This is a genomic window from Aquimarina sp. AWH4_224 (assembly GCF_056160245.1).
On the sequence record NZ_JBSWWU010000003.1, the window covers coordinates 1 to 15089 of the forward strand.

The 15089-nt window shown below is 35.2% G+C and carries 12 protein-coding genes; 11 read left to right on the forward strand and 1 reads right to left on the reverse strand.

Annotated features, from left to right (window positions below):
* The first annotated feature begins 562 nt into the window (after window positions 1-562).
* The 11 genes from thrS (at window position 563) to ACXAGJ_RS06080 (ending at window position 13514) form a co-directional block, all read left to right on the forward strand.
* A complete protein-coding gene (thrS, locus tag ACXAGJ_RS06030) occupies window positions 563-2509 on the forward strand; it encodes a threonine--tRNA ligase (protein ID WP_474838060.1) in 1947 nt (648 codons plus the stop codon).
* A gap of 74 nt (window positions 2510-2583) precedes the next feature.
* A complete protein-coding gene (infC, locus tag ACXAGJ_RS06035; protein ID WP_073320316.1) occupies window positions 2584-3093 on the forward strand; it encodes a translation initiation factor IF-3 in 510 nt (169 codons plus the stop codon).
* Between the two features lie 62 nt (window positions 3094-3155).
* Entirely contained in the window at window positions 3156-3353 is a 198-nt protein-coding gene (gene rpmI / locus ACXAGJ_RS06040; RefSeq protein ID WP_027394180.1) for a 50S ribosomal protein L35, read from the forward strand.
* Window positions 3354-3487: 134 nt separating this feature from the next.
* On the forward strand, window positions 3488-3832 hold the full coding sequence (gene rplT / locus ACXAGJ_RS06045) for a 50S ribosomal protein L20 (protein ID WP_073320319.1): 345 nt from the start codon (window positions 3488-3490) through the stop codon (window positions 3830-3832).
* A gap of 176 nt (window positions 3833-4008) precedes the next feature.
* Window positions 4009-4413 carry a hypothetical protein gene (locus tag ACXAGJ_RS06050; protein WP_474838063.1) on the forward strand — a complete coding sequence of 135 codons (405 nt, stop codon included), beginning with the start codon at window positions 4009-4011 and terminating at the stop codon, window positions 4411-4413.
* Between the two features lie 6 nt (window positions 4414-4419).
* Entirely contained in the window at window positions 4420-7191 is a 2772-nt protein-coding gene (locus tag ACXAGJ_RS06055; protein WP_474838065.1) for a PAS domain-containing hybrid sensor histidine kinase/response regulator, read from the forward strand.
* 38 nt (window positions 7192-7229) lie between these two features.
* Window positions 7230-8036 (forward strand): TrmH family RNA methyltransferase, encoded by an 807-nt coding sequence (locus ACXAGJ_RS06060; RefSeq protein WP_474838067.1) that lies wholly within the window; start codon window positions 7230-7232, stop codon window positions 8034-8036.
* A 99-nt stretch (window positions 8037-8135) separates the two neighbouring features.
* Window positions 8136-9368: a M48 family metallopeptidase gene (locus ACXAGJ_RS06065; RefSeq protein WP_474838069.1), complete on the forward strand. Its 1233-nt coding sequence runs from the start codon at window positions 8136-8138 to the stop codon at window positions 9366-9368.
* A 172-nt stretch (window positions 9369-9540) separates the two neighbouring features.
* Entirely contained in the window at window positions 9541-11745 is a 2205-nt protein-coding gene (locus ACXAGJ_RS06070; protein WP_073320331.1) for a RelA/SpoT family protein, read from the forward strand.
* Window positions 11746-11775: 30 nt separating this feature from the next.
* Entirely contained in the window at window positions 11776-12243 is a 468-nt protein-coding gene (locus tag ACXAGJ_RS06075; protein WP_073320333.1) for a Fur family transcriptional regulator, read from the forward strand.
* Window positions 12243-13514, forward strand: coding sequence for an adenylosuccinate synthase (locus ACXAGJ_RS06080; protein WP_474838072.1), 1272 nt, complete (start codon window positions 12243-12245; stop codon window positions 13512-13514). Before ACXAGJ_RS06075 ends, ACXAGJ_RS06080 begins: the two co-directional genes overlap by 1 nt.
* Window positions 13515-13590: 76 nt before the next feature.
* Here the strand turns inward: ACXAGJ_RS06080 and ACXAGJ_RS06085 are convergent, their stop codons facing one another.
* A complete protein-coding gene (locus ACXAGJ_RS06085; protein WP_474838074.1) occupies window positions 13591-14739 on the reverse strand; it encodes a TolB family protein in 1149 nt (382 codons plus the stop codon).
* Window positions 14740-15089: the final 350 nt, after the last annotated feature.

The window sequence follows — 15089 nt, forward strand, 5'->3', positions numbered from 1 at the left end:
TAAAACCAAAAATCGTACGCGCTGTCAATCAATATGTCTATGAACTTCTTTAGATTCAAATGCCACTATTAATAGCATCCTAAAACTTCGTTATTACTAAAGGAATCGAACCCTATCTCAGCTAGCAAAAACTAACCCTAAACCATTGTAATCTCTTCTATGAACTTCGCTTCTCTCTCAAAGCGGGTGCAAATATACAACCCCTTTTTTATCCACCAAAACTTTTTTGAAATATTTTTAAAAAGTTTTTCCGAAGCTGTCAATGAACATTACTAAACCTAATCATCCTCTCAAATCTCTTCCCCGTTTAGCGGCTGCAAACATACAGCCTTTTTAATTACCAACAAGACTTTTTTAAAGTTTTTTTAATCTTTTTTTAATCTAAAAACTCAACTTACTAATACACCATTACTTACAATTAAAAAAAAATAAAATTATCTATTTTGACACATATATAAGGGGTTCAAAATACTTAATACTTATTTCCAATTAAATATCTACTTATAGTATTGTAAGGATTTTATTATCGTATTATCTTTGCAACTTTAATTTAATAAAAGAGATGATCAAAATTACGTTGCCAGACGGTTCGGTTAGAGAATACGATAGCGGTATTACTGCTATGGGTGTTGCCAAAGATATTAGTGAAGGTTTTGCCAGAAATGTTATTTCAGCAAAGTTTAATGATACCACTATTGAAACCTCTACCCCATTAACCACCAATGGTAACCTTATTCTATATACATGGAAAGACAAAGAAGGAAAAACTGCCTTTTGGCATTCTTCTTCGCATGTATTAGCCCAAGCATTAGAAGAGCTGTATCCTGGAGTAAAATTATCTATCGGGCCAGCAATTGAAAATGGCTTTTACTATGATGTGGATCTTGTAGAAAACACCATTTCAGATAAAGACTTCAAAAAGATTGAAGACAAAATGCTGGAGATTGCCAGAGGTAAGCACGATTTCAAGATGAGATCGGTTTCGAAAGCAGATGCTTTGTCTAAATATCAAACTGAAGGAAACGAATACAAGACTGAGCTTATTGAGAATCTAGAGGACGGAAGCATCACTTTTTGTGATCACGATTCCTTTACCGATTTATGTAGAGGTGGTCATATCCCTAATACAGGAATTATAAAAGCTGTAAAAATCATGAGTGTTGCCGGTGCCTATTGGCGAGGAGATGAAAATAACAAACAGCTAACTCGAGTATATGGTATTTCGTTCCCTAAACAGAAAGAGTTAAAGGAATATCTGGAACTACTAGAAGAAGCCAAAAAAAGAGACCATCGGAAACTAGGAAAAGAATTAGGTCTTTTTACTTTTTCTCAAACTGTTGGTCAGGGACTACCTTTGTGGCTTCCTAAAGGAGCTGCTTTGAAAGAGCGCCTTGAACAATTTTTGAAGAAAGCACAGAAAAAGGCTGGTTACGAAATGGTTTCTACACCACATATCGGTCAGAAAGAACTATATGTAACTTCTGGACACTATGCTAAGTACGGTGAAGATAGCTTCCAGCCTATCAATACTCCTGCAGACGGTGAAGAGTTTTTATTAAAACCCATGAACTGTCCGCACCACTGTGAAATATATAAAAGTCAACCTTGGTCTTATCGAGATCTACCGATACGATATGCAGAGTTTGGTACCGTATATAGATATGAGCAAAGTGGAGAATTGCATGGGTTAACCAGAGTGAGAGGTTTTACTCAGGATGACGCTCACATATTCTGTACTCCTGATCAGTTGGATGAAGAGTTTAAAAAAGTAATAGACTTGGTGCTTTATGTATTTACATCCTTAGGTTTTGAGAATTTTACGGCACAAGTTTCTGTACGTGATCTCGACAAACCGGAAAAATACATTGGCGATGTAGAGAACTGGGAAAAGGCAGAAAATGCTATCATCAATGCTGCTAAGGACAAAGGCTTAGATTTTGTAGTAGAAAGCGGAGAAGCTGCATTTTATGGCCCTAAACTGGATTTCATGGTAAAAGATGCTCTTGGACGCAGCTGGCAGCTAGGAACCATCCAGGTAGATTACAATTTACCGGAGCGTTTTGACCTTACCTATAAAGGAAGTGATAATGAATTACACAGACCGATAATGATCCACAGAGCTCCCTTTGGAAGCTTGGAAAGATTTATTGCAATTTTGTTAGAACACACCGGTGGAAACTTCCCGCTATGGCTTATGCCTGAACAAGCTATTGTTCTCTCTATCAGCGAGAAATATGAAAAATACTCCGAAAAAGTTTTAAATTTGTTAGAAAATGCCGAAATTCGCGCCCTTGCAGATGATAGAAATGAAACGATAGGAAAAAAGATTCGTGAAGCTGAAATGAATAAATTTCCTTATATTATTGTCATAGGTGAACAAGAAGAGAAAGATCAAACGATATCTGTTCGTAAGCATGGCGGTGAAGATTTAGGAGCCATAACAATAGATGAGTTTTCGAAAATTGTAACAAAAGAAATCAATAATACCTTAAAAGCCTTTAATGGCTAATAAAATAAAGTTTAATTAAAAAAATTTAAGTCATAGCAATAAGAAGAAGAAAGTCTCAAAGGCCAGCCAGAATAATCAAAGAAGACGCTCACAGAATCAACAACAAAATTCGAGTTGATGAAGTGAGACTAGTTGGCGACAATGTAGAAGTAGGAGTATATCCTACCAGAAAAGCATTGCAAATTGCAGAAGAGCAAGGGCTTGATCTTGTTGAGATATCGCCCAAAGCGAATCCACCTGTTTGTAAAATAATGGATTACAAAAAATTCCTTTATGAACAGAAAAAAAGAGAAAAAGCTCTTAAAGCCAAAGCAACCAAAGTAGTTATTAAAGAAATACGTTTTGGACCCAACACTGATGAGCATGATTATGAGTTCAAAAAGAAACATGCGATCAAATTTTTGAGTGAAGGTGCAAAATTAAAAGCCTACGTATTCTTTAAAGGACGTTCTATTATATACAAAGACCAGGGGCAAATCCTATTATTAAGGCTTGCTCAAGAGTTGGAAGAGTATGGAAAAGTAGAACAAATGCCTAAGCTAGAGGGTAAACGTATGATTATGTTTATCGCTCCCAAAAAGTAAAGTCAATTCTTGCATGCTCAAGAATTCAAGATAATAAGTGAGATTATAAAACTAAGGATACAATGCCTAAAATGAAAACAAAATCCAGTGCCAAGAAACGTTTTAAGTTGACAGGTACCGGTAAGATCAAAAGAAAGCACGCTTTTAAGAGTCACATCCTGACAAAAAAATCTAAAAAGCGTAAGCTAGCTTTAACGCACTCTACATTAGTGCACAAAAGCGATGAAAATAGTATTAAAGAGCAATTACGTTTGAAGTAATTACAATTTAATCAAGGTTAAAATTAATATAAACCCAGGAGTTAGGCTCTAAAAATTTGATTCGCAAATTATAAGAATCAAAAAACAAACAAAGTGTCGATTATCGGCCGCCTACTACTAAAAAATTTAAAATTATGCCAAGATCAGTTAATTCTGTTGCAAAAAGAGCTAGAAGAAAAAAGGTTCTTAAGCAAGCAAAAGGTTACTTTGGAAGACGTAAAAACGTTTGGACAGTAGCAAAAAATGCGGTTGACAAGGCGATGCAATATTCGTACAGAGACCGTAGAAACAAAAAAAGAACTTTCCGTGCTTTATGGATTACTCGTATTAATGCGGGTGCACGTTTACACGGTATGTCTTATTCTCAATTCATGGGAAAAGTAAAAGCTAACAATATCGAATTGAACCGAAAGGTTCTTGCCGATTTAGCAATGAACAACCCTGAAGCTTTTAAAGCAATTGTAGAAAAAGTAAAGTAATTTTTTTATAACAATAAACAATCTCACTTATATAAAAAACCCGCGAAATACGCGGGTTTTTCATTTTTACAGCTCCCGTAAATACGACTTTTATCGACAAAACCCTTCACTTTGTCTGTAAAAAATGTCAAAAACAAGGATTTTTTCATTATTTTTATCAAAACCCCCAAAATAAAATGAAAAAATCTTACACTACTGCTGTACTGGTATTCTTTGGCACGCCCATAGGACTCTTTGCACAAGAACATTCGGCGCATTCCAGTGACACACTTCAGGCGGAGCAAATATTTGGACTCTTAGAAATGCCCTTTCTAGCAATTGCATTGGTCTTTAGTTTTCTTACCGCCACACGATTAAAAGGCGGAAAATTTGGTTCTGGAATGACCCTTCTTGCATGGGGGTTTGTAGTCATGGCTCTTGGGCACCTTCATATGCAAATTGCGCACATTTTTAATTTCAACATTTTTAAAAATCTTTTTGGGGATACTTTGGGCAACTACATTTGGTTTGTTGCTTTGATCCTTACGTGGGCATTGTCGGCATTGGGCTTTTACAAAATATATAAAGCGAGTAAAATCTAGTAGTGAATGATTCAGTGGCTTAAAAGAATACTCCCCAGTAAAAAAGCCCAACTTCCAAAGAATCAAGAAGAGCAACAAATCGTTGATCTGATCCATTCTTTAAGGAAGAAGATTGACATGTCTTCTATCGACTTCAATCTAGAAAACAAAATAAAAGCTTTCGAATTCCTTTCCCTTCAAAAAAAGATAGAAACCCTACCTGAAACTTATTTATTTCTCGAAAAATATATCATCACTAAAAACTTAGATTCAGAATCGCTTCGAGAAAAAATACAGCATAAGTATCCTTTTCTAAAACAATACCGAAACTTTGAACTATTATTTCACCCAGTCGATGAGCAAGAACTGATATTATGCAAAATTTTTCTGCTACGAGTATTGCAGAGATCTTCAGAGTTGATCGGTAATTTTAATGATCCAAAAATTATTACAATAAAAACATATTTAGAATCTACTTATGATTTTAAAACTATTGATGTTATAAAAGAAAGAAAAAGCCTTCTCGATTTTTCTAATGAAATTTATTCGAAGATAAAAGGCAGTTTAGGCATTAATGCCATCACCAATATTTATCTCAATATTTATAAAAAATACTTTCAGTCTTATCATCTGTTAGAATCTTTCACCTCTATACTCAATGTAATTCCGGAAGAAATCTTATCCAAAGATCTCATCACCTTCCCTAGCAAGCAACAAATGCTAAAAATGTTGCAAAAACAATTATTTAGCCTCGAACAAATAAATGAAAGACTTACAGAAGAGATTATCGAAAGAAAAAAAGTCGAAGAAGAACTAAAGCAAAGCGAGCACCTCAAAACTATTATCTTGGAAACGGCTATGGATGGCACCATCCTAACCAATAGCCAGGGAACGGTTCTCAATTGGAATAAGCAAGCCGAGAATATTTTAGAACTAAAAAGAGAAGAAACTATAGGGAAAAGCATCTATTCTTTGGTTCCTTATAAACTACGTCAACAATTACGGAATAGTTTTGACAACTACATCGCCACCGGAGATGATGATTTGATTAACAAAAGAGTAGAAACCTCGGTAAACAGAAGAGATGGTAGTATTGTATATATAGAACTAACCATTGTTGCTATTGAAACTAAAGACGATTATCTGTTTAATGCATTTTTTAGAGATATTACCAACAAAAAAATCATTGATAATGAGATTAGAGAAGCCAAAGTAATGGCTGAAAAATCCGCCAAAGCAAAATCCGTCTTTCTCTCTAATATGAGTCATGAAATACGAACTCCGCTAAACGTAATTCTTGGACTAACCGGAATTTTACAAAAGAGTGATTTCACGAATCCAATGGTAGATCAAAAAAATCTGGATGGTATTCAATTCTCTGCCGAAAATCTATTGGGTTTGATTAATGACATCTTAGATTTTTCTAAAATTGAAGCTGGTAAGCTTACACTGCAAAAAACAGATTTTAACCTGCATGAATTAATCTCTAACGTTTCTAGAGGTTTCAAAATAAAAGCAGACGAGAAAGGATTGGGATATAAAATGATGATCGAACCATTAGTCCCCAAGTTCATTATTGGCGATCAACTGAGACTTAATCAAATCCTAATCAACCTATTGGGTAATGCCATTAAGTTTACACACGAAGGAGAAATCTCGATAGAGGTGAGCACAAAAAACATGACTTCGGGAAAAGTGGCTTTACAATTCCTGGTAAAAGATACCGGTATCGGTATCCCCGAAGATAAACTAAACTCCATATTCGAGAGCTTTTACCAGGTACACAAGCCAGGTAAAAACAAAATAGAAGGAACTGGTTTAGGGCTTTCGATATCCAAGCAGCTTATAGAAATGCAGGGAGGCAACTTAATTGCCAAAAGCAAACCTGGCAAGGGGTCTTCTTTTGAATTTACTATTGAATATGAAATTAGCATCCTTAAACGAAATCTTAATCATCAAAAAGGCACCGACAATCAACAAAAGCATAACGAATATTTATCAGAATTAAAAGTATTGGTGGTCGAGGATAATAAGATGAATCAGTTTTTCATTCAACAATTGTTATCAAATTGGAATGTAGGTGTTCAAATGGCTGAAAACGGTAAAATCGCTGTAGAATTAGTCGCACAAGAAACCTATGATTTAATTTTGATGGACATGCACATGCCCGTAATGGATGGTCCAGAGGCTGCTGCACTAATAAGAGCTTCCAAAAACCCAAAAATTAGTCAAATCCCAATTATAGCCTGCTCTGCAGATGTCTTCCCCGAATCCAAAAGAAGAGCTACCGAATCTGGAATGGATTTTTATTTAACAAAACCAATAAATGAAAATGAGTTAGAGGAAATTCTATTAAGTTTAAAACCGAATACTCATAACAGTACTATACCTAAAAAAGATCATGCTCATCTTAATTCTACTCCACATTTAGTAGAAAAAAAAGTTTTTCATGATTTATCCTTTCTAAAGAAAACCTTTGACAATGATGCCGAAATCATCCATTCGGTTTTACAAATCTTTTTGGACGCGACACCCACAGATTATCAAAAATTATCTGATGCCATCGCTTCAAAAGATCACACATTAACCCAACAGTTTGCGCATAAACTAAAATCAAGTTTCAAAACTATTGGCTTAACAAACCAAGCTTCACTTCTACAAACCATAGAAACCGCTGCAAGGGAAGAGCAAAAATTTGATTTGATTCAAAAGGAGTTTGAAAACTTGGATGAGTCCTACCCAAATGTAATAGAAGAGATAAAAAAATGTGCAAAAGATTTTACTCCTTCTAACTCCTAACCCATTCTTTTCTGGTCGCTATTCTTATCTTTGCTTTTATGCAAAACACGATTACCAGCTTTCAAAATCCTAAAATAAAATTCCTAAATCAACTTAAAGAAAAATCAAGAGTTCGAAAGAAGGAAGGGCTTTTTGTTATTGAGGGACAGCGAGAGCTTTCCTTAGCATTAGAGGGAGGATACACCATTACACAACTGTACTACTGCTCTTCTATCATTACTTCTGAAACCATTGATACTATTCTGAGTAAAGTTCAAGATCATGTGATGGTATTCGAAATTACTACTGAAATTTATCAAAAGCTTTCTTACAGAACCACAACCGAAGGTATTATAGCTGTAGCGACTTTTAAGAATCTTGATATTCAAGATCTTGTTTTACCATCCAAAAACCCGTTGATTCTAGTTGCCGAAGCACCTGAAAAACCAGGAAATATTGGAGCCTTACTACGCACGGCTGATGCAGCCCAGTTGGATGCTGTATTAATTGCTAATCCAAAAACAGATGTATATAATCCAAACATCATAAGATCAAGTATTGGATGTTTATTTACTACCAATTTGGCTGTAGGTAGCTCTTCTGAGATTATCGATTTTCTCAAAAAACAACATATTACCATATATGGGGCTGCGTTACGAGATGCCGTAGATTATCACATACAAGATTACACCCAGCCAACCGCTATAGTAGTAGGTACAGAAGCCACTGGACTAAGTGATGTCTTCTTGGCCAGTACAGACCAGAATATTAAAATCCCAATGAGTGGAGTTATCGACTCTATGAATGTTTCGGTAGCTGCAGGAATTTTGGTATTCGAAGCCAAACGCCAAAGAGATTTCATTTAGGAAAAGATTATAGTTTTATGTCATAAATAGATTTAAAATCACTACCTTACCCTCTCCTACTGACCCCAAGAAGGATTGAACGACTAATTGCTATAACTAATGACCCCAACCTCGCTGTTTTACTTACTCATTGCCATTATTGTTATTGTCTTTTTAATTGATTCTTTATTGGATATTCTTAATGCAAGACATTATAACGATAAAATTCCTGAAGAACTTTCTGATGTTTATCCCCAAAAAGAATACGAAGATTCTATTGCCTACAAACGGGCAAACTACAAGTTCAAACTAGTTTCTTCTGCTATTTCTTTGGTCATGATGCTCTTGTTCTTTTTTTTAGATGGGTTTGCCTGGGTGGATCGGCTAGCAAGAAGTTTTTCAGACAATCCTGTGGTCGTTGGTCTCATTTTCTTCGGAATCATTATGATCGGAAGTGATATCCTATCCACACCAACGGTATACTATAAAATCTTTGTGATCGAAGAAAAATTTGGTTTTAACAAGACTACCAGAAAGACGTTTATCATCGATAAATTTAAAGGGATTATTATGATGATCATTGTAGGAGGAAGCCTGCTGGCGCTGATCATGTGGTTTTATGAACTTACTGGAAAATCTTTTTGGATATATGCCTGGGCATTGGTTTCAATTTTTACAGTTGCCATGAATATGTTTTATGCCAAATTGATCGTTCCTATATTCAACAAACAAACTCCTTTAGAACCTGGCGATCTGAGAAATACTATAGAAGCCTATTCTAAAAAAGTAGGATTTCAATTAAAAGATATTTTTGTCATCGATGGCTCCAAAAGAAGTACCAAGGCGAATGCATATTTCTCTGGATTCGGTAGTGAAAAAAGAATCACACTCTACGACACACTTATTAAAGATCTGGATAAGGAGGAAATTGTTGCTGTGCTTGCGCATGAAGTTGGACATTATAAGAAACGTCATGTAATCATCAATCTTTTGCTATCCGTTGCACTTACTGGTATTACGCTATGGTTCTTATCACTTTTTATAGCAAATCCTTTATTATCTGAAGCGCTTAAAGTAGATACTCCGTCGTTTCATATTGGTCTTATTACTTTTGGTGTTCTGTACAGTCCTATTTCTGAAATCACTGGTTTGATTATGAATGTGGTATCACGAGCCTTTGAGTATCAGGCTGATGATTATGCAAAAGAGACCTACAATAGCGAAGCACTTATCAATAGTCTTAAAAAACTCTCTAAAAATAATTTCAGCAATTTAACACCGCATCCTGCTATGGTGTTTATCCATTACTCGCACCCTACTCTGCTTCAGCGAATAAGAAACCTGAGAAAATAAATCAATTATAAGTACTTGGTGGTTACAATTCTTAATTGTATTTTTAATTATTATATGCCACAATTTCTGGTTGATTGACAAGAATAGTGAAAGGCACAATTTTTGTCACTATATATCACAAGGGGATATCACACAAGACGCTAAATAGGGCTTTCTTAGAAAACTTTAAGTTATGACCGAAGCTGCTATCGAAGAAGAAAATAAACAGATTGCAAAGCAATACAAAGAGTTGCTTCGTATTAGTTATAGAGATCTTTCTAAAGAAGATAAAAAACTAATACGACAGGCTTTTGATGTTGCTGTAGATGCTCATAAAGACCAAAGACGCAAAAGTGGTGAAGCTTATATCTTTCACCCTATTGCTGTTGCCAAAATAGTGGCTAGCGAAATAGGTTTGGATGCAACATCTATCGCCGCAGCCTTACTTCATGATGTAGTAGAAGATACCGAGTACACCTTGGTAGATATCGAGCAGATGTTTGGAGAAACTGTGGCTCGTATTGTTGACGGACTTACCAAAATTTCTTCCTTAAAAAAGGATAAAGATATATCGCTGCAAGCAGAAAACTTCAGAAAGATGCTACTTACCCTTAATGATGATGTTCGGGTAATTATCATTAAGATTGCAGATCGATTACACAACATGCAAACCATGGATGCCATGCGACCTGATAAGCAAGTCAAAATTGCATCCGAAACCCTATACATTTATGCACCTCTCGCCCATCGAATCGGGCTTTACAATATTAAAACAGAACTAGAAGACCTAGGACTCAAATACACAGAGCCTGAGGTTTACAAAGATATTCTGGAAAAAATAACAGAAAGTAAAGAAGAGCAAGATGCTTATATCAAAAGGTTTTCTGACAAAATTAGAGAAGGGCTTGATAGAGAAGGATTGACCTATGATATCAAAGGAAGGCCAAAGTCTATTTTTTCGATCCGAAGAAAAATGGTAAAACAAAATATTTCATTTGATGAAGTATATGACAAATTTGCCATTCGGATTATTTACAAATCAGATTTTGAAAATGAAAAGTTCATTGCCTGGAAGATCTATACGGTAGTAACTGATTATTATCGCCCCAACCCTATTCGTTTAAGAGATTGGATTTCTCAACCCAAATCCACAGGATACGAAGCTTTGCATATCACCGTTATTGGACCTGATAGTAAATGGGTAGAAGTACAAATACGTAGTGAGCGAATGCATGAAATTGCAGAAAAAGGATATGCTGCACATTACAAATACAAAAATACCGAAGAGAAACAAGACCAGGGCCTTGATGGATGGTTGAACCGCTTGCAGGAAGCTCTAGAGAATTCTGAAGCTAATGCTGTCGATTTTGTTGAAGAGTTTAAACTTAATCTCTATTCCAAAGAAATATTTGTGTTTACTCCCGAGGGGGACCTTAAATCACTTCCAAAAGGAGCTACAGCACTAGACTTTGGTTTTAGTGTACATACCGAGGTAGGTCTTAGAACCAGAGGATCGCGGGTAAACGGAAAATTGGTCCCACTCAGTCATGAATTAAAAAGCGGGGATCAAGTAGAAATCATTACTTCCCCTAAGTCTAAACCATCTTCGAGTTGGTTAGATTACGCTACCACAGCTAGAGCCAGATCAAAAATAAAATCTGCACTTAGAGACGAGAAAAAGCAAATTGCAGAAGAGGGTAAAGTGATCTTAAAACGAAAACTTCGTTCTCAAAAGATCACCATGAGCGAAAAAGTGGTCAACGAATTGGTGCTCTATTTTAAATTGAAAACAAGTCTGGATCTTTTCTACAGGGTTGGTATTGGCACTATAGACAACCAGAAAATCAAGGAATTTGCTACAACTCGAAGTAATGTTTTCATGAATTTTATTAAAAATAGAATTCGCAGAGGAAACGTGAAAGATGTAGACAAAGAAGAAATTACTTCGAAATACGATTTACTAGTTTTTGGTAAGGATTCCGAAAAACTGGAATATAAACTTTCTAACTGTTGTAATCCTATTCCCGGAGATGATGTTTTTGGTTTTATTACCGTAAACGAAGGTATTAAAGTACATAAAAACAATTGTCCAAACGCACTGCAGCTACAAAGTAATTATGCGTACCGTATCATGCCGGCAAAGTGGATCGATTCTTCGCAAGAAGAGTTTAAAGCCGTTATTAAATTGAATGGTATTGATAATATTGGAGTAGTAAATGAGGTAACACAAATCATTTCAAACAATATGCATTTGGCTATCTACAATATGAATTTTGATACTAATGATGGTGTATTTACCGGTAAAATTACTGTTGGAGTAAGAAATAAAGACACCTTAAAAACAGTAATGAAAAATCTTTCCAAAATAAGTGGTATTGATAAAGTAGTTCGTGAATAAAAAATAATGTAACTTTGCGTTTTTGAGCGTATGAGTACTAGAGCAACTACACAAAATGACCAAAATATCGTTAAGAACGTGTTTACCAGTTTCTTAGAAGAAAACGGACACCGTAAAACACCTGAACGATACGCGATTCTACAGGAAATTTATGAAAGCGACGAGCATTTTGACATAGAATCACTCTATATCAAAATGAAAAATAAAAATTATAGAGTAAGTCGTGCTACTCTATATAATACTATCGAACTTCTTTTGGAGTGCAAACTGGTTCGAAAACATCAATTTGGACAAAATCAGGCCCAGTATGAAAAATCATATTTTGACAGGCAACACGATCATTTGATTTTGACCGATACCGGAGATGTTCTTGAGTTTTGTGATCCTAGAATTCAATCCATTAAAAAAACAATAGAAGAAATATTTGATGTGGACATCACTAACCACTCACTATATTTTTACGGAACTAAAAAGAAACCAACTAATCAAGACAACTAATGGCGGTAAATTTATTGCTAGGTCTTCAATGGGGAGACGAAGGTAAAGGAAAAATTGTAGACGTTCTTACCAAAGATTATGATATTATTGCACGATTTCAAGGAGGTCCAAATGCAGGACATACTTTAGAATTTGATGGTATCAAACATGTATTGCATACAATCCCAAGTGGGATTTTTCATGACAAAGCCATTAATTTGGTCGGAAACGGAGTCGTAATTGACCCTGTAATTTTCAAGAAAGAATTAGATAACTTAAATAAGTTCAATCTGGATTATAAATCCAAATTACTTATCTCTAGAAAAGCACATTTAATTTTACCTACTCATAGAATTTTGGATGCCGCTTCTGAAGCATCTAAAGGAAAAGCAAAAATCGGTTCTACGCTTAAAGGAATTGGTCCTACTTATATGGACAAAACCGGAAGAAACGGTATTCGCGTTGGTGATTTAGAGCTTGATGACTGGAAAGAACGTTATCGTAATCTAGCCAACAAACATGAAGCCATGATCGATTTTTATGATGCTAAAATCGAGTACGATTTGGCAGAATTAGAAAATGAATTCTTCGAAGCCGTAGAAACCTTAAAAACCCTGACTTTTATTGATAGCGAAGAATACTTGCATCAGGCACAAAAAGAAGGAAAAACAATTTTGGCAGAAGGCGCACAAGGATCACTTTTAGACATTGATTTTGGAACGTATCCATTTGTTACCTCTTCGAACACCACTGCTGCTGGAGCATGTACAGGTCTTGGAATTGCTCCAAACAAAATCAAAGATGTGTTTGGTATATTCAAAGCATATACGACTCGAGTGGGTAGCGGTCCTTTCCCTACAGAATTATTTAATGATAACGGAGAAACAATGGCTCGTGTAGGTCATGAGTTTGGAGCTACTACTGGTCGACCCAGAAGATGTGGATGGCTTGATTTGGTAGCCTTAAAATATGCAGTTCACGTAAATGGTGTTACCAAGCTAATGATGATGAAAGGCGATGTATTAAGCGGTTTTGATACGCTTAAAGTTTGTACTGCCTATTCTTACAAAGGAAAAACGATCGATCACCTTCCATATAATATTGAACCAGAAAATGTAACTCCAATTTATACAGAGATGAAGGGATGGTCAGAAGACCTTACTCAAATGACTGAGGCTTCCCAACTTCCTAAAGAACTGAATGAGTATATCGCATTTTTGGAAAAGGAGTTAGAAACTCCAATTACTATTGTTTCTGTCGGACCAGATAGAAAACAAACCATCCATAGATAAAACGATATAACTAGTATCATACAAAAAAGCTGCCCTTTCAGGCAGCTTTTTCTTTTATATAACCAAGAAATAAAAATTACCAGGAAGTAATTTCCACATCTTTTTCTTTGATATTCATAATACGTTCCATTTTTTTCATGGTTTTAGGTTTGTTTAAACCTGATTCTGGAAAAGGTACTAATTGCCTAAACCCATAAATATCATCATTACCTTCTCCTCCATCGCGATTACTAGCAAAATAACCTACTTTATTTTCTTCATTAATCACAAATGTAAAGTCATCTTTAGGTCCATTAATCGGATGACCTAGATTGTACGCTTTAGACATAGCATTTTCATCTTGCAATACCATATAAACATCAAGATTTCCATAGCCAATATGCCCATCACTAGCAAAAAACAAATTCCCTTTGTCACTGACAAATGGAAATGTTTCTCTACCTGGTGTGTTAATTTGCTCTCCTAAATTATAGGGAGTACCAAATGTTCCATCCTCAAAAATTTCTACCGCATATAAATCAGACTTACCATAACTTCCAGGCATATCGCTTGCAAAGTATAGCACCTTTCCATCGGCAGACAACGCAGGATGCGCAACCGAATACTCATCGCTACAAAAGGGCAACTCTTCTACATTTACCCATTTCCCATTTTTATTAGTGGCTTTATAAATTTTTAGAAGTACTTCGCCTTCGGCATTAGCACTCCATCTATGATTGACGTAATTATTCCTTGTAAAATATACAGTTGTTCCATCCTCACTAAATACTGCAGAAGATTCATGAAATCTGGTATTTATGTTTCCTTTTACCTTTTTGATGACCTCCTTATCAGATTTATTCGAAGCTATATATAAATCTGAAAAAGGTTGTTTATTTTCTTCATCGTAAGATTTTGAAATACTCCTTGTATTTCTAGAAGAAGAAAACACAAGTTCCTCATTATGAAAGTAGGGAGCATAATCCGAATTTTTGGAGTTGATATTTAAAATATGGAGTTCATATCCTTCTGACTCGATCGCTAATGAAGTAAAACTATCCAACAAATCCACATAGTCATTTGACGTAGCTTCATCTTCTTCTATCAATGTAAAAGTAGATTGGTTATCATCATACTCATAATCAGCAAGATTCTGACGTACCAACTCCAATTGTTTCCCCTGGGAATACAACATCCCACAAAACGAGAAAAAAAACAGCCCCAAATGGTTTTTTCTCAAAAACATATTTTATTTTTTTGTTGAGTGTATTACAACTTTAGTCTCCTTTTATTCAAATACATAACATAGCTTCTCAAAAGGTATTTCCCGTACCTTCTAAAAATTAAATAATTGAATCGTAAAAGAAGTGTCGATCAATACTATCCCCATAGTATTGATTCATGATTTTTTGTTAGCGAAGGACAATTTACTGATACTTAAATATATATAATGTTAAAAAAACCGAAAATTTCAATTTCTGTAAAAAAAACTGCAAACACTCCCCTTTCTTAAATGAGGGACACCCCTTATATATTAGGGTGATAAAGGACAAAAAACTTTCTTGTTTGGGACATTGAAAAAACTAAATTTGATGC

Excerpts from the sequence above, each read along its gene's own strand:
- thrS (WP_474838060.1), top strand. The coding sequence starts at position 563 with ATGATCAAAATTACGTTGCCAGACGGTTCGGTTAGAGAATACGATAGC.
- rpmI (WP_027394180.1), top strand. The coding sequence starts at position 3,156 with ATGCCTAAAATGAAAACAAAATCCAGTGCCAAGAAACGTTTTAAGTTG.
- rplT (WP_073320319.1), top strand. The coding sequence starts at position 3,488 with ATGCCAAGATCAGTTAATTCTGTTGCAAAAAGAGCTAGAAGAAAAAAG.
- ACXAGJ_RS06050 (WP_474838063.1), top strand. The coding sequence starts at position 4,009 with ATGAAAAAATCTTACACTACTGCTGTACTGGTATTCTTTGGCACGCCC.
- ACXAGJ_RS06055 (WP_474838065.1), top strand. The coding sequence starts at position 4,420 with ATGATTCAGTGGCTTAAAAGAATACTCCCCAGTAAAAAAGCCCAACTT.
- ACXAGJ_RS06060 (WP_474838067.1), top strand. The coding sequence starts at position 7,230 with ATGCAAAACACGATTACCAGCTTTCAAAATCCTAAAATAAAATTCCTA.
- ACXAGJ_RS06065 (WP_474838069.1), top strand. The coding sequence starts at position 8,136 with ATGACCCCAACCTCGCTGTTTTACTTACTCATTGCCATTATTGTTATT.
- ACXAGJ_RS06070 (WP_073320331.1), top strand. The coding sequence starts at position 9,541 with ATGACCGAAGCTGCTATCGAAGAAGAAAATAAACAGATTGCAAAGCAA.
- ACXAGJ_RS06075 (WP_073320333.1), top strand. The coding sequence starts at position 11,776 with ATGAGTACTAGAGCAACTACACAAAATGACCAAAATATCGTTAAGAAC.
- ACXAGJ_RS06080 (WP_474838072.1), top strand. The coding sequence starts at position 12,243 with ATGGCGGTAAATTTATTGCTAGGTCTTCAATGGGGAGACGAAGGTAAA.
- ACXAGJ_RS06085 (WP_474838074.1), bottom strand. The coding sequence starts at position 14,739 with ATGTTTTTGAGAAAAAACCATTTGGGGCTGTTTTTTTTCTCGTTTTGT.